This is a genomic window from Polaribacter filamentus (assembly GCF_002943715.1).
Taxonomy (GTDB): Bacteria; Bacteroidota; Bacteroidia; order Flavobacteriales; family Flavobacteriaceae; genus Polaribacter; species Polaribacter filamentus.
On sequence record NZ_MQUA01000014.1, the window covers coordinates 269,014 to 289,143 of the forward strand.

The 20,130-nt window shown below is 30.7% G+C and carries 20 protein-coding genes and 1 pseudogene; 10 read left to right on the top strand and 11 right to left on the bottom strand.

What is annotated here, in order from left to right; all coding sequences use genetic code 11:
- Nucleotides 1-41: 41 nt before the first annotated feature.
- The 6 genes from BST83_RS17905 to BST83_RS17930 form a co-directional block, all read right to left on the bottom strand.
- Nucleotides 42-1,157 (bottom strand): CNNM domain-containing protein, encoded by a 1,116-nt coding sequence (locus tag BST83_RS17905; protein ID WP_104811113.1) that lies wholly within the window; start codon nt 1,155-1,157, stop codon nt 42-44.
- Between the two features lie 449 nt (nt 1,158-1,606).
- Nucleotides 1,607-2,527: a DUF3078 domain-containing protein gene (locus BST83_RS17910; protein WP_104811114.1), complete on the bottom strand. Its 921-nt coding sequence runs from the start codon at nt 2,525-2,527 to the stop codon at nt 1,607-1,609.
- Nucleotides 2,528-2,584: 57 nt separating this feature from the next.
- A complete protein-coding gene (locus tag BST83_RS17915) occupies nt 2,585-3,406 on the bottom strand; it encodes a DUF3078 domain-containing protein (protein WP_240614859.1) in 822 nt (273 codons plus the stop codon).
- A 94-nt stretch (nt 3,407-3,500) separates the two neighbouring features.
- Nucleotides 3,501-4,010 (bottom strand): DUF2480 family protein, encoded by a 510-nt coding sequence (locus tag BST83_RS17920; RefSeq protein ID WP_104811116.1) that lies wholly within the window; start codon nt 4,008-4,010, stop codon nt 3,501-3,503.
- A gap of 112 nt (nt 4,011-4,122) precedes the next feature.
- The gene (locus BST83_RS17925) at nt 4,123-4,443 is read right to left on the bottom strand and encodes a DUF59 domain-containing protein (RefSeq protein WP_104811117.1); all 321 of its coding nucleotides are present in this window, start codon (nt 4,441-4,443) and stop codon (nt 4,123-4,125) included.
- Between the two features lie 11 nt (nt 4,444-4,454).
- Nucleotides 4,455-4,880 carry a SufE family protein gene (locus BST83_RS17930; RefSeq protein ID WP_104811118.1) on the bottom strand — a complete coding sequence of 142 codons (426 nt, stop codon included), beginning with the start codon at nt 4,878-4,880 and terminating at the stop codon, nt 4,455-4,457.
- A 209-nt stretch (nt 4,881-5,089) separates the two neighbouring features.
- Between BST83_RS17930 and BST83_RS17935 the strand changes: the two genes are divergently transcribed.
- The 3 genes from BST83_RS17935 to BST83_RS17945 all read left to right on the top strand — a co-directional run bounded on the left by BST83_RS17935 (nt 5,090) and on the right by BST83_RS17945 (nt 8,490).
- On the top strand, nt 5,090-6,007 hold the full coding sequence (locus BST83_RS17935) for a PfkB family carbohydrate kinase (RefSeq protein ID WP_104811119.1): 918 nt from the start codon (nt 5,090-5,092) through the stop codon (nt 6,005-6,007).
- A gap of 75 nt (nt 6,008-6,082) precedes the next feature.
- Nucleotides 6,083-7,981, top strand: coding sequence for an amidophosphoribosyltransferase (locus tag BST83_RS17940; RefSeq protein WP_104811120.1), 1,899 nt, complete (start codon nt 6,083-6,085; stop codon nt 7,979-7,981).
- A gap of 278 nt (nt 7,982-8,259) precedes the next feature.
- Nucleotides 8,260-8,490 carry a hypothetical protein gene (locus tag BST83_RS17945; RefSeq protein WP_104811121.1) on the top strand — a complete coding sequence of 77 codons (231 nt, stop codon included), beginning with the start codon at nt 8,260-8,262 and terminating at the stop codon, nt 8,488-8,490.
- 92 nt (nt 8,491-8,582) lie between these two features.
- On the opposite strand, the pseudogene BST83_RS17950 reads toward BST83_RS17945, so the two are convergent.
- Nucleotides 8,583-9,482, bottom strand: a pseudogene (locus BST83_RS17950) (IS256 family transposase, variant Zn-binding type); the annotation flags it as partial.
- Nucleotides 9,483-9,586: 104 nt separating this feature from the next.
- Between BST83_RS17950 and BST83_RS17955 the strand changes: the two are divergent.
- Nucleotides 9,587-9,943, top strand: coding sequence for a hypothetical protein (locus BST83_RS17955; protein WP_146092204.1), 357 nt, complete (start codon nt 9,587-9,589; stop codon nt 9,941-9,943).
- An 80-nt stretch (nt 9,944-10,023) separates the two neighbouring features.
- On the opposite strand, the gene BST83_RS17960 is transcribed toward BST83_RS17955, so the two are convergent.
- Both BST83_RS17960 and fbp read right to left on the bottom strand, forming a co-directional pair.
- Complete coding sequence (locus tag BST83_RS17960; protein ID WP_104811124.1) at nt 10,024-10,632, bottom strand: superoxide dismutase; 609 nt, start codon at nt 10,630-10,632, stop codon at nt 10,024-10,026.
- 113 nt (nt 10,633-10,745) lie between these two features.
- On the bottom strand, nt 10,746-11,756 hold the full coding sequence (gene fbp / locus BST83_RS17965) for a class 1 fructose-bisphosphatase (RefSeq protein WP_104811125.1): 1,011 nt from the start codon (nt 11,754-11,756) through the stop codon (nt 10,746-10,748).
- 198 nt (nt 11,757-11,954) lie between these two features.
- Between fbp and BST83_RS17970 the strand changes: the two genes are divergently transcribed.
- The 5 genes from BST83_RS17970 (at nt 11,955) to BST83_RS17990 (ending at nt 16,835) form a co-directional block, all read left to right on the top strand.
- Nucleotides 11,955-12,440, top strand: coding sequence for a GNAT family N-acetyltransferase (locus tag BST83_RS17970; RefSeq protein WP_104811126.1), 486 nt, complete (start codon nt 11,955-11,957; stop codon nt 12,438-12,440).
- A gap of 145 nt (nt 12,441-12,585) precedes the next feature.
- Nucleotides 12,586-13,839, top strand: coding sequence for an aspartate kinase (locus tag BST83_RS17975; protein ID WP_104811127.1), 1,254 nt, complete (start codon nt 12,586-12,588; stop codon nt 13,837-13,839).
- Nucleotides 13,840-13,894: 55 nt separating this feature from the next.
- Entirely contained in the window at nt 13,895-15,718 is a 1,824-nt protein-coding gene (locus BST83_RS17980) for a GNAT family N-acyltransferase (protein ID WP_104811128.1), read from the top strand.
- Nucleotides 15,719-15,888: 170 nt separating this feature from the next.
- On the top strand, nt 15,889-16,332 hold the full coding sequence (locus BST83_RS17985; protein ID WP_240614861.1) for a putative inorganic carbon transporter subunit DabA: 444 nt from the start codon (nt 15,889-15,891) through the stop codon (nt 16,330-16,332).
- A 146-nt stretch (nt 16,333-16,478) separates the two neighbouring features.
- Nucleotides 16,479-16,835 carry a phage holin family protein gene (locus tag BST83_RS17990; RefSeq protein ID WP_104811129.1) on the top strand — a complete coding sequence of 119 codons (357 nt, stop codon included), beginning with the start codon at nt 16,479-16,481 and terminating at the stop codon, nt 16,833-16,835.
- Here the strand turns inward: BST83_RS17990 and BST83_RS17995 are convergent.
- Nucleotides 16,825-17,787, bottom strand: a complete 963-nt coding sequence (locus BST83_RS17995; protein ID WP_104811130.1) for an L-threonylcarbamoyladenylate synthase — start codon at nt 17,785-17,787, stop codon at nt 16,825-16,827. The genes BST83_RS17990 and BST83_RS17995 overlap by 11 nt on opposite strands.
- Nucleotides 17,788-18,247: 460 nt before the next feature.
- Between BST83_RS17995 and BST83_RS20905 the strand changes: the two genes are divergently transcribed.
- Nucleotides 18,248-18,448 carry a hypothetical protein gene (locus BST83_RS20905; protein WP_240614862.1) on the top strand — a complete coding sequence of 67 codons (201 nt, stop codon included), beginning with the start codon at nt 18,248-18,250 and terminating at the stop codon, nt 18,446-18,448.
- Here the strand turns inward: BST83_RS20905 and BST83_RS18005 are convergent.
- The gene (locus BST83_RS18005) at nt 18,445-20,115 is read right to left on the bottom strand and encodes an RluA family pseudouridine synthase (RefSeq protein ID WP_104811131.1); all 1,671 of its coding nucleotides are present in this window, start codon (nt 20,113-20,115) and stop codon (nt 18,445-18,447) included. The genes BST83_RS20905 and BST83_RS18005 overlap by 4 nt on opposite strands.
- Nucleotides 20,116-20,130 lie beyond the last annotated feature (15 nt).

Here is a 20,130-nt window from a genome sequence, read left to right on the forward strand (position 1 = left end):
TAATACAATCCTACAGGGTCTTTTAAGACCTTGTAGGTATTTTATTCCTCTTTTTTTTCCTCAATAATTCCCATTCGTTTAGCTCTATTTTTCCAAGATTTTCTTGCCAACGCTTGCAAGTCTTCAACAGAATCACTTTCGTCCATAATTTCTAAACCAAGCAAAGTTTCTATAACATCTTCTTGAGAAACAATACCACTAACAGAACCATATTCATCAACCACTAAAGCAATATGTTCTTTTTCTTGTATTAATTTATCAAACAAATCCGGAATCGATAAATCCCTTTCTGTAATTAAAATATTTCTTCGGATGCTCGCCAAGTTTTCATTTCCTTGTCCGTTGATGATTGCTTCCAATAAATGATCTTTTAAAAAATAACCAGTGATTTCATCCTGATTTTCTGCAAAAACAGGAATTCTAGAAAAATGCAACTTTTTATGCTCGTTGTAAAAAGATTGTATGGTTTGGCTTTCATCAGCAATCTCTAAAACAGATCTTGGCGTCATTACATCATTTACTTTAATCTCGTTAAAGCCTAAAAGGTTTCTAATAACCTTACTTTCATTCTTTTGAAAAACACCGTCTTTTTCAGCCATTTCTGTCATTACTAAAAAGCTTTCTCTATTTAAAATACTACCGTGACCTTTGCCTCCGATTAACTTTGTGGTTAATTGTAAAATCCATAAAAATCCTGTCCATTTTAAGGGAAAAATCAAAATTTTTAAAGTTTTAGCAGTAAAACTTGCCAGCTGTTTCCAATACGTTGCACCAATAGTTTTAGGTATAATTTCTGAGGCTACCAAGATTAAAATAGTCATGACTGTCGAAACAATACCCACCATAACGTCTTCGGTAATATTTATTCCAAGAATGCTTTTAACAGAAGTTCCATACATTTCTGCGTAGGCAACTTTTGCCTGGACACCAACTAATATTGCGCCCACGGTGTGTGCAATAGTATTAATTGTTAAAATAGCAATAAGTGGCTTGTCAACATCTTTTTTTAAGGTTTCTAAATCTATTGCAAATGCTAGCCCTTCTTTCTTTTTAAGGTTTATAAATGTTGCAGTAATGCTTAGTAAAACAGCTTCTAGAATTGAGCATAAAAATGAAAAGAAAATAGATATGGTAGCGTAAATAATTAATAAGGTCATTACATGAATTTAGGTTGCAAAAATAGGCAAATATAAAGGCCTTAACTACTCTTTCTTTATTTTGAAAAATGGTAGATGAAAATAACTAATAGTAGTATATTAAAATTATAAAAAATGATTAAATTAGCTGTATTTGTTTATAGAGGGACGTTGTATATTAGTGCTTTAATTTTTTTTTATGATAAATATCTTATTTTTAGATATAAATATATTTTTATTCGAGTATTAAATTATATCAAATGGACATAAAAAGTTATTTAGCGCATCCAAATAGAAGATAAAAAGAAAAGTTTATAAATGAGTTATCAGTTTTAAAAAATTGCAAAATAACTCCAGCAGAAAAGAAAGACGTTATTGTTCTGATTACGCACACAGAAAGTGATTTTGGCGACGCTATTTTAAAACAGCGTATAGAATTTTAATAGGTTAAAAACTATAGCACGAGTCTCTTAGAGAGAATAACTCACACCAAACAACCAATAAGATTGTAATTTATTATTTACGGTATTAAAATTTTCTGACGGATTTGTAATTAAAGAATTACTTAAAGCTTCTTGTTTGTTTTTTCGAAGACCAAGTTCAAAACCTAAGCCAATTCCTTTCCAAACTGTATATCCTAAAGAGTTTGTAAATGTCCAGTTAGATAAATCACTATTTTTATAACTTTGAAACATCGACAAGTTCGATTTTACGCTTAATTTATTATATTTTGTTGTATGATCTGCGACTATTTTTGTTCCTAAAGAAGATTCAAAAACACTATTTCCTTTACTAAATACAAAGTTGTAGTTTCCTGGATTTATAACAACAACGAGGTTGCTGGTTGGCGTCCAAGTTAAACCTGCACCTAAATCTAAATATCCCGGATCATTAAAGTTTTCTAATAAGGTAGTTCTATATTCACTCAAACCAGAAATTGCCCATTTTTGATTTAGTCTTTTTCCATATAAAGAAGATATTGTAAAAACATCGGTAGCTGTTTCAAAATTACCACTATCAGTTGGGTCGTCTCTATTGTCTATTTTTACCCAACCTAGATTTACCGTTCCAGAGTTTCTCCAAAAGAAATCTTTTTGAATTAAATTAGCAAAAGCATTAACAGTGAAACCAATGTTACCTGCAGAAGTATTTGGTGCAGATCTAGCATACCAGTTATTAAATCCAGATAAACTAGCCCCAATTGTGCCAAAAGCACCTTTTCTCCAGCCAGGAAGTGCATCTATTTTGGCTTGTATCGCATTTGTTTTTACTTGTAATTTAGTAATAGAATCTTTCTTAGAGGCTAATGTTTTTTTTAATTCATCAATAGTTTGTGCGTTTATAGAAAAACATATAAAAACAAATAATAGTAAGATTGATAATTTTTTCATCAATAAAATTTTAGGAATTTGAAAAAGGAGTCTTTAGAAGTTTAGACCTAAAAAGTTTTAATAAGTCACTTTTTCATGGAAATCATAATTAAGTCCCATGCCAAAAAGTTGTCTAAATTGAACTTTCCCGGATGAATTATCATCGATAATTGTATGAAAAGTCATTTGCATTTTTATGAACTTATTTACCTTAAAACGGATGTTAGATTGATAGTCTAAATCAATATTTTGAGGCTTTCCTAGATAATCTGAGTATAGTGCTATAATGTTTTCCATTTCAATGTTCTCCATCAAAGAAAATTTGGAATATCCAGTTAAATTAAAACCTAAACTAAAGACAGAATTGTCCCCCTCTTCTACACCAAATTGACCAGAAAACTCATCGTTAACGAAAGTGAATCTTGAGGTTGCCGGGGCTATGTTCACATTTAAATTGTCAGATTCTTTCCAAAGCATTCCTGGTCCAAAACTTAAATAGGCAGGAGAGAAGAAGTTGGATACTAAAGATTTAGGTTCTATTTTATAATTATAACCTTCTGTGTATTGAGTTTTAAAATTGGTAAAGAAAGAGAAAAACCAAAAGTCTTTAGATTTTATACCTAAAAGTGAATTAAGTTCAAAACGATCGTCTGTTTTACGATATCCTTTTTCACCTAGATAGCTTAAACCATAGCCACTTATAACTCTGGTATCCCAGTTTAAATTCTCATTTTTATGGTTAATATCGTAGTTGATATTGATGTTTCCAGCAACCGTATTTTCTCCCCCAGAAACCCAATTGGTAAATGAAGATTGATTAAAAATAAAGGCAAATCTTCCTTGTATTTTCCATTTAGGGATTGGAAGAGGTTCTTTGGCTTTCTTTTTTTGAGCAAACAAATTTATTGAAAATAAAATGCAAAAAATTAAGAAAAATTTATTCAAGGTACATTCTTTAAAAGCAAAAATAATAAAATCTATTTAAATTATAAAACTATTTCTTTGATTTATAAAGCGGTACGGTAGAACAAGCCTCCCCAAACATAATGCTTTTTGCTATTGGCTGTAATTTTGATATTAAAAAGGCATACGCAGAATTTGGTATTGGTTTATTTGCGCATCCTTTTATAATTATAGGCTTATCAGCAAAATCTTTTAAATCTAAAAAACCAATCAACTCTTGATAAATAACAGTTTCTAACAATTCTAGACCACCAATAACAACTTTATTTGCAAAAGGTGTCAATTCTGATGCAATTAACATAAAAGCCCAAGAAGGAATTATGGCGTCAGCAGAGCAAGAAACAGCTACAAAACAGTTTTTGTATTGAGACCAATTATGAGTATTAACAGATTCTCTAAAATCTTTTTCTTTTAAAATGATTTCTTGAAATAACCAATCTTTAATGTCAAAAACAACTCTTTTTCCTTCTGGATAAATCTCCTCTAGATCAAAAGTTATTAATTTGCTATTGGTTACTCTATTTATAATTTCTTCTTGCATGCTTTTGGTTCAAGGTTTAAATTTCAAAGATTCAAAGTTGCAGAGTTGCATAGTTAGTTTTAAAACTGGTTATAGCAGAGTATCAGACAATTTTTTATAAACTAAAAACTAATTACAGCATTCCCAATTCTAACTTTGCTTCTTCACTCATCATTTCTGAGGTCCAAGTTGGGTCAAAAGTAATTTCAACTTCGCAATTATTAATTTCTTTTAAAGTTTTCACTTTGTCCTCAACTTCTACGGGCAGTGTTTCTGCAACGGGGCAATTAGGTGATGTTAATGTCATTAATATTTTTGCATTGTTTTCTTCGGATACAAAAACATCATAAATTAATCCTAATTCGTAAATGTCTACAGGAATTTCTGGATCATAAATGGTTTTTAAAACTCTTACAATTTTATCTCCTATTTCGTCTAATTCTTTATCTGTCATTGTCTTAAATCTTAATTTTGCAATTTTACTTGTTGTGCAATTGCATACATTTTTATTTGTTTTATCATAGAGACTAATCCATTTGCTCTGGTTGGCGAAAGGTGTTCTTTTAAACCAATCTTATCAATAAAACTAGTTTCTGCAGTTAAAATAGCCGCCGGTTTTTGATCTGAATACACACGTAATAAAAGTGCTACAATTCCTTTTGTTAAAATTGCATCACTATCCGCCGTATATTTTATGATATCATTTTCTAGTTCAGAGAATAGCCAAACTTTAGATTGACAACCTTTTATCAGATTTTCATCCAATTTATATTGGGCATCAATTATGGGTAAAGATTTGCCAAGCTCTATAATATATTCATATCGTTCCATCCAATCATCAAACATGGAAAACTCATCAATAATTTCTTCTTGTATTTCTTTGATAGTCATTTTTTAAACTTATTTTTGCGGCGTCATAGACACCTTTTTTATAATAGACAAAAATACGACAAAAAAGCGTTAAAAATGCTCGTTGAGTATAAAGTAAACTGATTATTATTTTTTGTTAAAATAGTATTTGAATATAGTAACTAATGTATTAAATTCCTTCTTGAAATTACATTTAGGACAGTAGAAATCGGAAAAATAAAGAAAGGCACATGAGTAAATTATTAGCAGTAGGTACAGTAGCGTTTGATGCAATTGAAACACCTTTTGGCAAAACAGATAAAATTCTTGGAGGTTCAGGAACTTTTGTTAGTCTAGCAGCAAGTCAGTTTGGAATAAAAACAGGAGTTGTTTCTGTGGTTGGTGGAGATTTTCCTGAGTCCTATTTAAAAATGATGAATGCCAAAGGAATTAATACCGATGGAATTGAAATTATAAAAGAAGGAAAAACTTTTTTCTGGAGCGGTAAATATCGTAACGATATGAACTCTAGAGATACTTTAATTACAGAATTAAATGTATTAGAGAATTTTGAACCAGTTGTTCCCAATGAATTTAAAGATGCAAGTATTGTAATGTTGGGTAATTTACACCCCTTAACCCAAGGATCTGTTTTAGATCAAATGATAGAAAAACCTAAATTAGTAGTTTTAGATACTATGAATTTTTGGATGGATATCGCACTTGCCGATTTACATACGGTTCTTAAAAGAGTAGATGTAATTACGATTAATGATGAAGAAGCTCGCCAACTTTCTGGAGAATATTCTTTGGTAAATGCTGCAAAGAAAATCCATGAAATGGGACCAAAATATGTGGTGATTAAAAAAGGAGAACACGGCGCCTTATTATTTAGTGAGGGCAATATGTTTTATGCACCCGCTTTGCCTTTAGCAGAAGTTTTTGATCCAACAGGAGCAGGCGATACTTTTGCAGGTGGTTTCTGCGGATATTTAGCAAAAACAGAAGACATTTCTTTTGAAAATATGAAAAATGCCATTATTTATGGCTCTAATTTAGCGTCGTTCTGTGTAGAGAAATTTGGAACAGAACGTATGCAAGACCTTACAAAGGCTGAAGTCAAAATACGCTTGCAAGCTTTTAAAGAGTTAACACAATTTGATATATAAATCTCATAAATAAAAATCCGCGTTTAAAATTCGCGGATTTTTTTATACATAAAACATAACAAAACAACCAATTAAATGAGTGACGCAATAAAACATGAATGCGGAATTGCATTAGTTAGATTAAAAAAACCCCTACAGTTTTATAAGGATAAATACGGTTCTGCTTTTTACGGTATAAATAAAATGTATTTATTAATGGAAAAACAACACAATCGTGGACAAGACGGTGCTGGTTTTGCAAGTGTAAAATTTAATGTCCAACCAGGTACAAGGTATATTAGTAGAGTGCGCTCTAATAAATCGCAACCTATACAGGATATTTTTGCTCAAATTAATGGTCGTTTAAATGCTATTTTAGAAGAAAATCCTGATAAAAAAGACGATATCGAATGGCAAGAAGAAAACATGCCGTATGTTGGAAATTTATTTTTAGGGCATGTTCGTTATGGAACTTTTGGTAAAAATTCCATAGAAAGTGTACATCCATTTTTGCGTCAAAGTAACTGGAGACATCAAAATTTAATTGTTGCCGGTAACTTTAATATGACCAATTCTAAACAAATGTTAGAAGAGTTAATAGAGTTAGGTCAGCATCCAAAAGAGTATACAGATACGGTAACTGTAATGGAGAAAATTGGGCACTTTTTAGAAGCTGAAGTTGCTGATTTATATCTAAAAGCGAAAGAAAAAGGCTTTAGTAAAAAAGATGCATCTCCTTTTATTGAAGAAAATTTAAGCTTAAAAAATATTTTAAAAAGATCCTCTAAAAATTGGGATGGTGGTTACGCAATGGCTGGTTTAGTTGGTCATGGAGATGCATTTGTGTTACGAGATCCTAACGGAATTAGGCCTACATTCTTTTATGAAGATGATGAAGTTGTTGTAGTTGCGTCAGAAAGACCAGTAATACAAACTGTTTTTAATGTAAAAATTTCGGATGTAAAAGAATTAGAAAGAGGGCATGCGTTGATTATTAAAAAAAGCGGAATGACATCTATAGAATTGGTTCTAGAACCTAAAGAAAACAAAGCGTGTTCTTTTGAACGTATTTATTTTTCTAGAGGTAGTGATGCTAGTATTTATCAAGAACGTAAAAATTTAGGAAAATATGTGTTTCCTGAAATTTTAAAAGCAATAAATTCTGATATTTCTAATACCGTTTTTTCATATATTCCGAATACTGCGGAAACCTCCTTTTATGGAATGACCGAAGCTGCTGAAGATATTTTGAACAAACAAAAAACAGCAAAAATTTTAGAAGGTGGTAAAAATTTATCAGCAGAAAAAGTAACTCAAATTTTGTCAGAAAGGGCACGATTTGAAAAAATTGCAATTAAAGATGTAAAATTAAGAACCTTTATAGCAGATGATAGTTCTAGAGACGATTTAGTAGAACATGTATATGATATTACCTACGGTGTTGTAAAACCTACAGATAATTTGGTGATTATTGATGACAGTATTGTACGCGGAACTACCTTAAAGAAAAGTATTATAAGAATTTTAGATCGATTAGAACCTAAGAAAATAGTTGTAGTTTCTTCTGCGCCACAAATTCGTTATCCAGATTGTTACGGAATTGACATGGCAAGAATTGAGGATTTTATAGCATTTAAAGCTGCATTAGAATTGTTAAAAGATAATAATAAATACCACATTATAGATGAAGTCTATATAAAGTGTAAAGCACAGCACGATAGTAAAGATATCGATATTATAAATTTTGTAAAAGAGGTTTACAGTCCTTTTACAATTGAAGAAATATCAGCTAAAATTGCAGAAATGTTAAAAACTGAGGATATTAAAGCCGATGTTGAGGTTATTTATCAAACTATAGAAGGCTTGCATAAAGCCTGCCCGAATCATTTAGGTGATTGGTATTTTACAGGGAATTATCCAACGCCCGGAGGTCACAGAGTCGTAAATCAAGCTTTTATTAATTTCTATGAAGGTAATTCTAAAAGAGCTTATTAATCAGGTTTATTAAAAAAAAGTAGATTCTAAAAGAGCGAATTATTTTAATTCGCTCTTTTTTTGTGATTTGATTTTTGAAAATTTGATTCCTTAAATAAGGAGTGTTTTATTTAAAATGATGAATCTATAATTATTGATATTATTTCATTTAATTAAAAATGAATATAGGTTTGTTAACTTAGAAATTTATCAGAATATAAGGCAAATGCCATATTTTAAGAATTGTAGTAATCAGATAGTTTTACAGCGGTTAAACGACTCCTTAAAACAATCTTAATATGAAAATAAAACTAGAAACAGTATTATTTCTTTTTGCAACAGTATTTATTATTTTTTCAACAGTAAGTGTACAATCATTTCTAAAAAGTAAAGAAAAAGGCGCCTACAACTGCGGGTATGTTTGCAAACCTTCTATTTTAAGTAAGCTAAAACCAATGAAAATTATTTTAAAGTTAGCTGGCAGATTAATGAAAGGGGAATCAAAATCTAATCTTAGCGAAGCAATTTAATTTGTAACTTACTTTTCTAACTTGATACCAAATCATAATTTAGATTTTAGGCCTAATGGACAAAATGGTTGGTCTTTTTTCTGGTAATTTCGTCAGTTTATTTTAGTTCTTAAAAACTCATTTATAAATTTTATTTTTCTTTCTTTAGTTAATCCATTATGATTTCTAAGTTTGTTTTTTAAATCAGAAAAATGACCATCAATCATATTGGTTGTATTTGGGATATTTAATTTATAATTATCGTACCAAGTAAATAGCCATGTCATATTTGTATTAAGGCTTCTATATGCACTTCTAAGCCGTTTATGTGTGAAGTAGCTTTTACCTGTTTCAATATTAATAGTACGTTCATTTAAAAAGTTTTCCCACTTAATAAACCACATTTTTAATCCACCTTCAAATGATTCTTTATCAGTATTTTTTAGCATAGCTACATGAAGCTTCAAGTCAATCGAAGCATGCATTTTTGGGTTTTTAGTTATATATCTTCTTATTGTTGCAACTTGATGAAATTGACAAAGTTGAACAGGTATATCTTTAAATGCCCCAACCAATCCTTTTCTGCCATCACAAACGATAGCCACAACCTCAAAACCTTTAGATTTCAGTTCATTAATTCCCTTTATGTACAATGCGTTAGTTTCTGATTTGACGTAATACCAAAGAAGATTTTCTTTACTGTAGGCGTCTTTAAACAACATTAATCCAAAATTTCTTCCCCAATAGGTTGTATCCATTAAAACAATAACCTTCTTAGGGATTATCTCTGCTTGCTTAACTTGATAAAGATCTAGTTTGCGTTGGATTGTTCTCTTTGAGCATCCATATTTGACTGCTAGTTGTATATAAGTTTGTTTTCCTCTGGCATATTCATCCCAAAGAAAATCTATTGAAATTTGTTTTACTCCATTAAAAACCTTGCTACAATCTAAACATTTGTAACGTTGTTTACTTAATCTAGTACCGTATTTATGTGTGTGTAAACTATCACAAAATTTACATTTTTTTTATTCAAAACCTTTGATTTGCTTCAAAGTTAATAAACAATAGGGATAAGGAGGATTTCACCAACCATTTTGTCTATTACATCGAGATTTTGTTACAAAGACAGATGGTTGGGAAACCTGTAATTAGTATGGTAGCTTTTGCACCTAACACTAGTTTTAGAACCTCTGCAACTTATTACGGTTTAAGTGCAGACACAAAATCAAAACCTTTAAGCGAAGTAAATACTTACAATAAAAGAACTGTTGGGTCAGAAGATATTATTTATAAATTAATGAAAGCAGACGATTCTTTTAATGCGTGTACTTTAGCCATGGGTGAGTTGAAAAATGGAGAGAATAAAGTGCTTGCATATCAAAAAAAATTTGGCAAGACAGAAAGAAAAGGAAAACAGAATATGAGTAAAGAGCAAAGTGGTTTAAGAAAAAAGCATCTTTCCAAAATTTAGGAAAGATGCTTTTCTGTTTTTATAAAATTCTAGTAAAACCACTTTTTAAAAAAGTGAAATATAGAAAGTAACTGAGTTACTTATTTAGCTGCAGCATATCTTTTTTCAACTTCGTTCCAGTTAACAACTTTAAAGAAAGCACTAATATAATCTGGTCTTCTGTTTTGGTAGTTTAAATAATAAGCATGTTCCCAAACATCTAATCCTAAAATTGGAGTTCCTCCACAAGTAACACTTGGCATTAATGGATTGTCTTGATTTGGCGTAGAACAAACTTCTACTTTTCCTCCTGGATGCACACATAACCAAGCCCAACCAGAACCAAATTGTGTTGCAGCAGCTTTAGAGAAAGCTTCAATAAACGCATCCTTAGAACCAAAAGCAGCTTCGATAGCGTCTTTTAAGTCTCCAGATAAATAACCTTTATCTTCCGGATTCATCACGGTCCAGAATAAAGAGTGATTGTAAAACCCACCTCCATTATTTCTAACAGCACCATTACTCATATCTAAATTTCCAAGAATATCTTCAATAGATTTTCCTTCTAAATCAGTTCCAGCAACTGCGTTGTTTAAGTTATTTGTATATCCTTGGTGATGTTTTCCATGATGTATTTCCATGGTTCTAGCATCAATATTTGGTTCTAATGCGTCGTGCGCGTATCCTAATTCTGGTAATTCAAAAGCCATAATTTTTTATATTTAAGTTGAATAATTAATTTTTTCTACCACAAATTTAAACATTAAAAGATAGTTTAACAAATAGATTGTGTTTTCATAATTTATAGTTGAATAGAAAGGACTTATTCTCCAAACTCACGCATAAATTCTTCTACTTTTTCAACCATGTTTTTACTTCCGCAAACAAAAGAAACTCTTTGGTGTAATTCTGTTGGCTCAACATCCATTGTTCTTGTATAGCCATCAGAAGATTTCCCGTTTGCTTGTTCTGCAATAAAAGCCATAGGATTACATTCATATAATAAACGTAATTTTCCGTTAGGATTTCTAGAACCTTTAGGATACATGTAAATTCCGCCTTTAATCATATTTCTATGAAAATCAGAAACTAAAGAACCAATATATCTGCTTGTGTAAGGTCTTTCTCCTGCTTCTTCCTGACAGTATTTTATGTATTTTTTTATCCCAAGAGGAAAATCCAAATAATTCCCTTCATTTACAGAATAAATATTTCCATCTTCTGGGAACTTCATATTAGGATGTGATAAGTAAAAAGAACCAATTGCAGGATTTAATGTAAAACCATTTACCCCATAACCAGTTGTGTACACCAACATTGTAGAAGTGCCATAAACTACATAACCAGCAGCAACTTGCTCACTTCCTTTTTGTAGAAAATCTTCTAGTTGAACAGGCGTTCCAACTGGAGTAATACGTCTGTAAATAGAGAAAATAGTTCCTACAGAAACATTTACATCAATATTAGAAGAACCATCTAATGGGTCAATTAGAACAACATATTTATTTTGATTGTTTTCATCTTGGCTATTAATAGTTATAAAACTATCTTCTTCTTCACTTGCAATACCACAGACAATATTTCTCTTAGTTAATGTTTGAATGAATTTTTCATTAGCGTAAACATCCAGCTTTTGTTGGTCTTCACCTTGAATGTTTGTATCGCCAGCTGTACCAAGAATATCTACTAAACCCGCTTTGTTAACTTCGTGATTTACTACTTTTGCGGCTAATCTTATAGAGTTAATTAGTCTAGAAAGTTCACCAGAACTATATCTAAATGAAGATTGATTTTCAATAATAAATTCCCCTAAAGTTTGTTTTTGTGTAGTCATTTTTTTTGGTATGTTGATTTTACAAAGATGCTATTTTTTTCACTATATCCTTTTCGTAATCAAGGTTTTTAATGTAAAAAAAAACAATGTTTTCTTTTGAAATGCGTAAATTTTTAACAAATCAAAAATAAATGTTCAAAAACATCAAATATTTTTGAGCAATGGCAAAACAACTATCTTTGGTCAAATTTTTAGAAAATGAGTTTCATAATAAGAGAAGGACAAAAACAAGATGTAAAGGCTATTTTAGATCTAATAACAGAATTGGCAGTTTTTGAAAAAGAACCAGATGCTGTAGAAATTACGGTTGAAGATTTATTAAAAGATGGCTTTTCTGATAACCCCAAATTTAAAACTTTTGTTGCAGAAGAAAATGCTGTAGTTATTGGTATCGCTTTGTTTTACGAACGATATTCAACTTGGAAAGGGAAATCAATTCACTTAGAGGATTTAATGGTAACGCAAAGTAAGCGAAAAATAGGCGCTGGTAAAGCTTTGTATACGGCTGTTTTAAAATATGCTCATGATCATAATTTTAACAGAGTTGCTTGGGAAGTAATTGATTGGAATACAAATGCAATCAATTTTTATAAAAGCACAGGAGCTACTTATTTAAGTGATTGGTCGGTTGTGCAAATGAATAAAGAAAATTTATCAAAATATATTAGTGAAACGCTAATTTAAGAATCGTAAAGTGATTTATTTAAATTAGTTAGCAGAACTAATCCCGCTTTTTTAGCGGGAACTAAAATTTAGTCCAGTAATAATTTGATTAGAAAAACAAGAAAACCTTTTTGGAGGTAATAAATTTAAAATAATAGAATTAATAATGAAGATTTTTAAGTTTGGTGGCGCATCGATAAAAGATGCAGAAGGTGTGAAAAATGTGGCTTCAATCATTAAAAATGAAGGCGCTAAAGATACCTTAGTAGTTATTTCTGCTATGGGAAAAATAACAAATGCTTTTGAAGAAGTTGTAGATGCATATTTTACTAAATCGGATGAATTACCCAATAAATTAACCTTTATTGAAGAGTATCATAAAAATATTATGAGCTCTCTTTTTGATAAAGAAGATGCTGTTTATAGGGATGTAGATATTCTTTTTGGTGAATTAGGTTGGTTTTTAGCCAGAAATGCATCACAAAGATATAATTACGTTTATGATCAAATTATTTGTTTTGGAGAGCTTTTATCAAGTAGAATTGTAAGTGCCTACTTATCTAAAATGGGTACAGAAAATAGTTGGTTTGATGTGCGAAATTATATAAAAACCGATAGCAATTACAGAGATGCAAAAGTAGATTGGGAACTTACAGAGGCAATTATTATAAAAAAAGTTGATGCTACAAAAATAAATATTACGCAAGGTTTTATTGCTGCAAACGATACGGAAAACACAACAACTTTAGGTAGAGAAGGATCTGATTATACAGCAGGTATTTTTGCGTATTGCTTAGATGCTGAAAGTGTTACTATTTGGAAAGATGTAGAAGGAGTTTTAAATGCAGATCCAAGGGTTTTTACCGATACCACTTTGTTAGCGCAAATTTCTTATGAAGAAGCCATAGAAATGGCTTTTTATGGCGCTTCCGTAATTCATCCAAAAACATTACAACCTTTGCAAAAAAAGGAAATTCCGTTGCTAGTTCGTTCATTTTTAAATCCCAAAGAAACAGGTACTAAAGTTTCTAAAGGAGCTTCTTTAGTCCCGTATATTCCTTGTTTTATTGTAAAGAAAAATCAGATTTTAATTTCAATTTCGGCCTTAGATTTTTCTTTTATGGTAGAAAATAATATTAGTTATATTTTTCAAAAATTGCATGATTATCAATTAAAAGTAAATTTAATTCAGAATTCAGCCATTAGCTTTTCTGTTTGCATTGACAATAAATTTAATAAATTTGAAGACTTTTATAATGAACTAAAAGCACAATTTAAAATTGAAGTACAGAACGAGGTAGATTTATATACGGTGCGTCATTTTGACACAAAAGCCATAGCTATTATAGAAGAAAAGGGTGTTTCATTATTAACTCAAATTAATAAAGAGACGTCTCAAATTGTAGTGAAACCAAATTAATAAAATGTTGCTTTAATTTTTTTAGTAGATTTGCACATGCGTCTAATTTTAATTTATGGCATTAGTTACATCTAAAGAAATTGCACAAGTAATAGGGTTAAAGAAATTTGGTTTTCTAGGCATCTTTGTAGGTTGGTTACTTATTAGAATATTGCGTATTTCTTCTATCAATAAAATCTATGAAAAGAATAAAGACAAATCTGTTTCAGATTTTTTAGACAGTGTTCTTGACGATTTAGAAGTTGAATTCGAAGTGCCAAAAGAAGATCTTAAAAGAATACCAAAAAACGGTGCTTTTATTACTGTTTCGAATCATCCTTTAGGCGGCATAGATGGTATATTAATTTTGAAGATTTTATTAGAGCATCGTTCTGATTATAAAACTCTTTCCAATTTTTTGATTCATAGAATTGAACCACTAAAACCTCACACAATCCCAGTAAATCCTTTCGAGGATCTTAAAAGTGCTAAATCAAGTATTGGAGGAATTAAAGAAGCTTTAGGTCATTTAAGAGCAGGAAATCCTTTAGGTATTTTTCCAGCTGGCGAAGTGTCTACTTTTAAAGAAGGTAAGTTGATGGTAGATAAGCCTTGGGAAAAAGGTGCTGTAAGATTAATTAAAAAAGCCGAAGTACCTATTATTCCAATTTATTTTCATGCAAAAAACAGTAAGTCTTTTTATATTTTAAATAAAATTAGTGGAACTTTAAGAACAGCGAAACTACCATCAGAATTACTTAATCAAAAAAATAAGGTCATTAAAATAAGAATTGGGAAGCCAATTTCTGTAAAGGACCAGAAAGAATTTGAAAATATTAATGCCTTTTCTGATTTCATAAGAAAGAAAACTTATATGTTGGCAAATCCGTTTGAAAAAGCGCATAGGTTAATTTCTGCTCAGAATATTAAGATTAAACGACCAGCAAAAAAAATCACTCTTCAAAAAAATGTAGATTTCTTTATGAAAGAAGTAAATATTTTAAGAGAAAAAGACGGTAGACTTTTAGAAAGTAAAAATTATGAGGTGTTTTTTGCAAGCGCAAAAGAGATTCCTAATTTATTGAACGAAATTGGAAGGTTGCGAGAAATAACTTTTAGAGATGTTGGTGAAGGCACAAATAAAGCCATAGATTTAGATATCTATGACAAGTATTATCACCATTTATTTTTGTGGGATAAAGAAGTTAATTGTTTAGTAGGAGCTTACAGAATGGGTCTTGGAAAAGAGATTTATAAAGAACACGGAATTAACGGTTTTTATATACACACCTTGTTTAGAATTGAACCAGAGCTGCATCAAATGATGGAAAACAGCATAGAAATGGGACGCGCTTTTATTATTTCTGAATATCAACAAAAACCAATGCCATTATTTTTATTGTGGAAAGGAATCGTGCACGTTACGTTGCGGTATCCAGAATATAAATATTTAATTGGAGGTGTTTCTATAAGCAATCAGTTTTCAGATTTCTCTAAATCCTTAATGATAGAGTTTATGAAATCTCATTATTATGATCCTTATATAGCACAATATATTCGTCCGAAGAAAGAGTATAAAGTAAAATTAAAAGATGCTGATAAAGACTTTGTGTTTGACGCTACGAAAGCGGACATGCAAAAATTTGATAAAATAATTGATGAAATTGAACCAGGAGCTTTAAGAATCCCTGTTTTAATTAAAAAATACGTGAAACAAAACGCTCGTTTGGTCGCTTTTAATGTAGATCCAAAATTTAACAATGCAATTGACGGATTAATGTATATTAAAGTTGAAGATATTCCGGAGAGTACTGTAAAACCAGTTATGGAGGAATTTCAGGCGGAGTTAGAACGCAAAGCTACAGAAGATCGATTATTAGAAAAGCAACTAATTTACTAATTTTTTTTACCACTAATTATTAGTCATCACTCTTTACAACCTTTATTAATAAACTTTTTTAAAGAATTTATTTCTGCTAAAAACTATTGCTAAAAACTTTGTAAATTATTTAGAAGAATTTATAATTAATAAAAATTTATCATTAGATATCAATCTAAATTTATGATTTTATGCCTTGGGTTTACATTCTAACACAATGGATAAACAACCACTATTATTTTTCTACTGTAGATAATAATATCTTTGGTGGTGGTTCTAAAACAACACATAATGTTACTGGTAGATTTGGAGTAGTGCAAGGTAATGGCGGTGATTTAAAAATGGGTTTACCGTTGCAATCGGTAAGTAAAACTGATTCAAAAATGTATCACCAACCGCTGCGTTTGTCTGTACTTATTAACGCGCCTTTGCCAAGAATTATCGATATTTTAACAAGAAATGAAAATTTAAAGTCGCTGTTAGATAACGAATGGATTTATTTAATGGTGATGGATCCTACGGATGATAACAGTATTAAAACGTATCAGAAAGGAATGCAATGGACCTTATCTTCTGATGAAAAATCAGTAAATAAAACAGTAAAAAAGAAAGAATTACAAGTATTAGTTTCTTAATAAATATACTACCATACAGAGAGGTTAGACCCTCTCTTGTATTATTTATTGGCTATTCTTTTTTAAAAGTTGTCTTTAAATCTGCCAAATTTTCTGTTATTTATTTTTGGTATAATTTTCGCTATATTTAGGGAAAATTAGAAGATATGAAAACCTTTTTAAAAATTTTATTAACCGCTTTAGCAGTAGTTGTTTTAGCTAAAATTTTACCAGGAGTGACTGTCATAGACTATACAACAGCAGTAATTGTTGCTATTGTAATTTCGTTATTAAATATGTTCGTAAGACCACTTCTAGTATTTTTCACATTGCCAGCAACGATTGTAACTTTAGGATTATTTCTGTTTGTAATAAATGCAATAATTATTTTATTAGCTGATAAATTAGTGGATGGCTTTGAAGTTCCTGGATTTTTTACTGCGTTACTTTTTAGTGTTTTACTTTCATTTTTTAGAACGGTTTTATTTTCGCTATTGAAAGATGAAAAGCAAATTAGGAACTAAAAGCAGCTCTTTGCAAACGGTCATTTATAGATTTTCCTAAACCTGTTTCAGGTAGTTTTTCTGCAATAATAACATCCAAATTTAAAGAATCTAATTCATGCAAAGCATCATATAATTTTGAGGCTGCTTCTTGTAAATCACTAGTTGTAGATAAGACGATTTCAGTAAAAATAGCATGCGTTTTAAAGGAGGAATTAAAAGCTAAAACCCCAATTTTTTTAGGTAAATATTTTTTAATTTCTGATGTAATATCCGAAGTTAAAACCGTATTAGTTGCAGGCGAATAATGCTTATCTAACATTCCTGGAGCATCCGGACTTTCTTCTTTCTTATTTTTTATTTCAACTTTACCAACTACAGCTTCAATATCCTCTAAAGATAAAGCGCCTAATCTGTATATAATTGGTTCGCCGTTTTCAAAACCTATAATGGTAGATTCAATTCCGTTTTTACAAGCACCACCATCTAAAACCATTTGAATATCATTTTTAAAATAACGTTCTACGTGTGCTGGTTTTGTAGGGCTAATGCTACTAAAAGGATTTGCACTTGGCGCGGCCAAAGGAAAAGGTAATTTTTGTAAAAGTTCTAAAGTTAGAGGGTGATTTGGCACACGCACAGCAACGGTATCTTTGCCAGCAGTAATCATATCAGGAATATTTTTCTGCTTTTTTAGCACCAACGTCATCGAACCTGGCCAAAAAGTTTTAGCTAATAGTTTTGCTTTTTCAGGAACTTCAGAAACAATCGTTTCTAATTCATCCATAGAGGAAATATGCACAATTAACGGATTAAAAAAAGGTCGTTTTTTAGTATCGAAAATACTTTTAATCGCTTTTTCGCTAAAGATATTTCCAGCTAATCCATACACTGTTTCAGTAGGAATTGCCACCAATTCTTCGTTCGTTAATAAAGCAATTGCTTTTTGTATGTCTTTAGAAATAATGCTCATAATTCATTTGCGAAATTACGGATAAAATTGATGTATCAAGATATTACAAATTAACTTTTCTACTATTTTACAAGAGAGTTAAAACGGAATAGTTTTTGGTGTTCTGTTTGTCTTAAATTTACTTATGAAAAAAGTATTACTCACTTTTATGTTTCTCTTTATTTTTTACATCGTCTTTTCGCAAGAAAAATTAGGAAGACCTTTTATTACGGGTGATGTTAATTTTACGTTAGGTATTCATTAAAACTATCCTATTTCTAATGATGATGGTGAAACTTTTTTGGTTCCGTCAGCATTATTTTTTAGAGTAGGTTTTGGGTACAAATTTCAATGAAGACTGGCTGTTGGCTTTAATGTAGGCTACGATTATCATTGGAATTACGCAGTAAGTGCGTTCCCAACTTATGGAAGTTTAAAATATAATATAACCGAATTTGAGGATGACGCACATTTTATAGAAGTGCGTTATGGTAAAATGTGGACTCCTTCTTCTAGGTATCCTGATGGAAATTATTTTGGCGTAGGATTTGGGATTCAATTTGCAGGCGAAAAAAGATGGAACACTATTGTAAGATTAGATTACCACAGAAAGGGAATTGTTGGTTTTGAAAACAATAGATTAGACAGCGTTTCTTTCGGACTTGGTTTTTCGCTTTTTTAGAATTCAGCATCTACTGTAAAACTCATTTTTTCGTTTGTCGATGGATGAAAAAACTCAATAAACTCTGCATGAAGGTGTAATCTGTTCGTTTTCTTTCCATACAGATCGTCACCAAAAATGGGAGTGTTTAATCCGTTTTTATGAGCAGCGTGGACTCTTAATTGATGTGTTCTACCAGTAATAGGATAAAAATAAACCCTTGTTTTTCCGCATTCTCTTCGGATGATTTCCCAATCTGTTTCAGCATTTTTTCCGTTTACAAAATCTACCAATTGTTTTGGTCTGTCGTCTAAATCTACTCGCAAAGGCAATTTTATTTTTCCGCTATTTTCTGATAAATTTCCATCTAGCAGCGCAACATACCGTTTTTTAACGGTTCTATTTATAAACTGACTTTGCAAAACTTTGTTCGCCTCTTTCGTTTTGGTTAATAATAATATTCCGGATGTAGACATATCTAACCGATGCACAATTAAAGGGCCAGTTGCTGTTGGATATTTTTCTTTAATTCTACTATACACAGAATCTGTAATTTCTTTACCAGGAACAGATAAAAATTCGGCTGGTTTGTTTACAACAATTAAAACATCGTCTTCATAAATAATTTTTAGTTCTTGCTTTTCTGATAAATTTTCTAACAATAAATTAGGGTCCAATTTAAGGCCTTGTAACATGTGCGTTAAAATTGGTTTGCATCTACTTTGGCAAGCTGGATAATAGTTTTTGTGCTTTCTAACGGCTGAGTTCGGAGAAATTCCCCACCAAAATTCTGCCATAGAAATAGGTTTTAAATCATTTGCAAAAGCATATTGCAATAGCTTTGGAGCAGAACATTCTCCAGAGCCTGCAGGCGGTTTTATAGCCGGATCATTAAAAACATCTAGTAAGTTTTTTAATTCTTTTTGGGGATTTAAAAAAGCATATTTACTAAATAATGTTTGTTGTAAATAGTTGGATTTTTCTTTTCGTTCTTTCTTTAATAATGCAATTTTATTTTCAAAAACAACTACTTCTTTTCCTTCTTTTTTGCTTTTAGTTTCATAATATTCCAGTAATTCTTTGTAGAAAAACTGATCATTGTAACTCTCTTGCATTAATTTTTTGGTGAGATTTTTAACTTCCAGCTCACTTAAAACAGAAATGGATTTTTTCTTACGGAGTTTTCGATCAGATTTGGAAAGCTTCATTTTCTTTCTTTGGTTTTCTAAATCTTCAGCAATTGCTTGGGTAAGTTTTTTGAATGATTTTTTTAAACATAAATAGTGCTCATTGCTTTTTAGCAAAGTTAATTGCGCATTTATTTTGTCAATTTCAAGCTCACCTTTAATGTAAAAACTACCTTCTGTTCTCATATTAAAAACAGGTGGAACGAATTTTCTTGGTAAGCTTTTATCCGCCAATTTGCCCGAAAACGCCGCTAAATATCCAACTTCATTCTTCTGGTTTTGTACAATTAAAACGCCAAACATTTTCCCGATTGGTGAATCAGTTTTACTTGTATCCAGTCCAAAATTATGTTTAAAATCAGTTTGAGATTCTAAATATTCTTGAATTTCTTCAGTAGCAATTTTAGCCAAAGAATGTGGTTCGTAATAAAAAGGAAATGTAAATTTCTCGGGAAGTTGAATTCCTGAAATATCAGTTTTAAAATATTGGAAATGTTTCAAGTAGAATAGAAATAG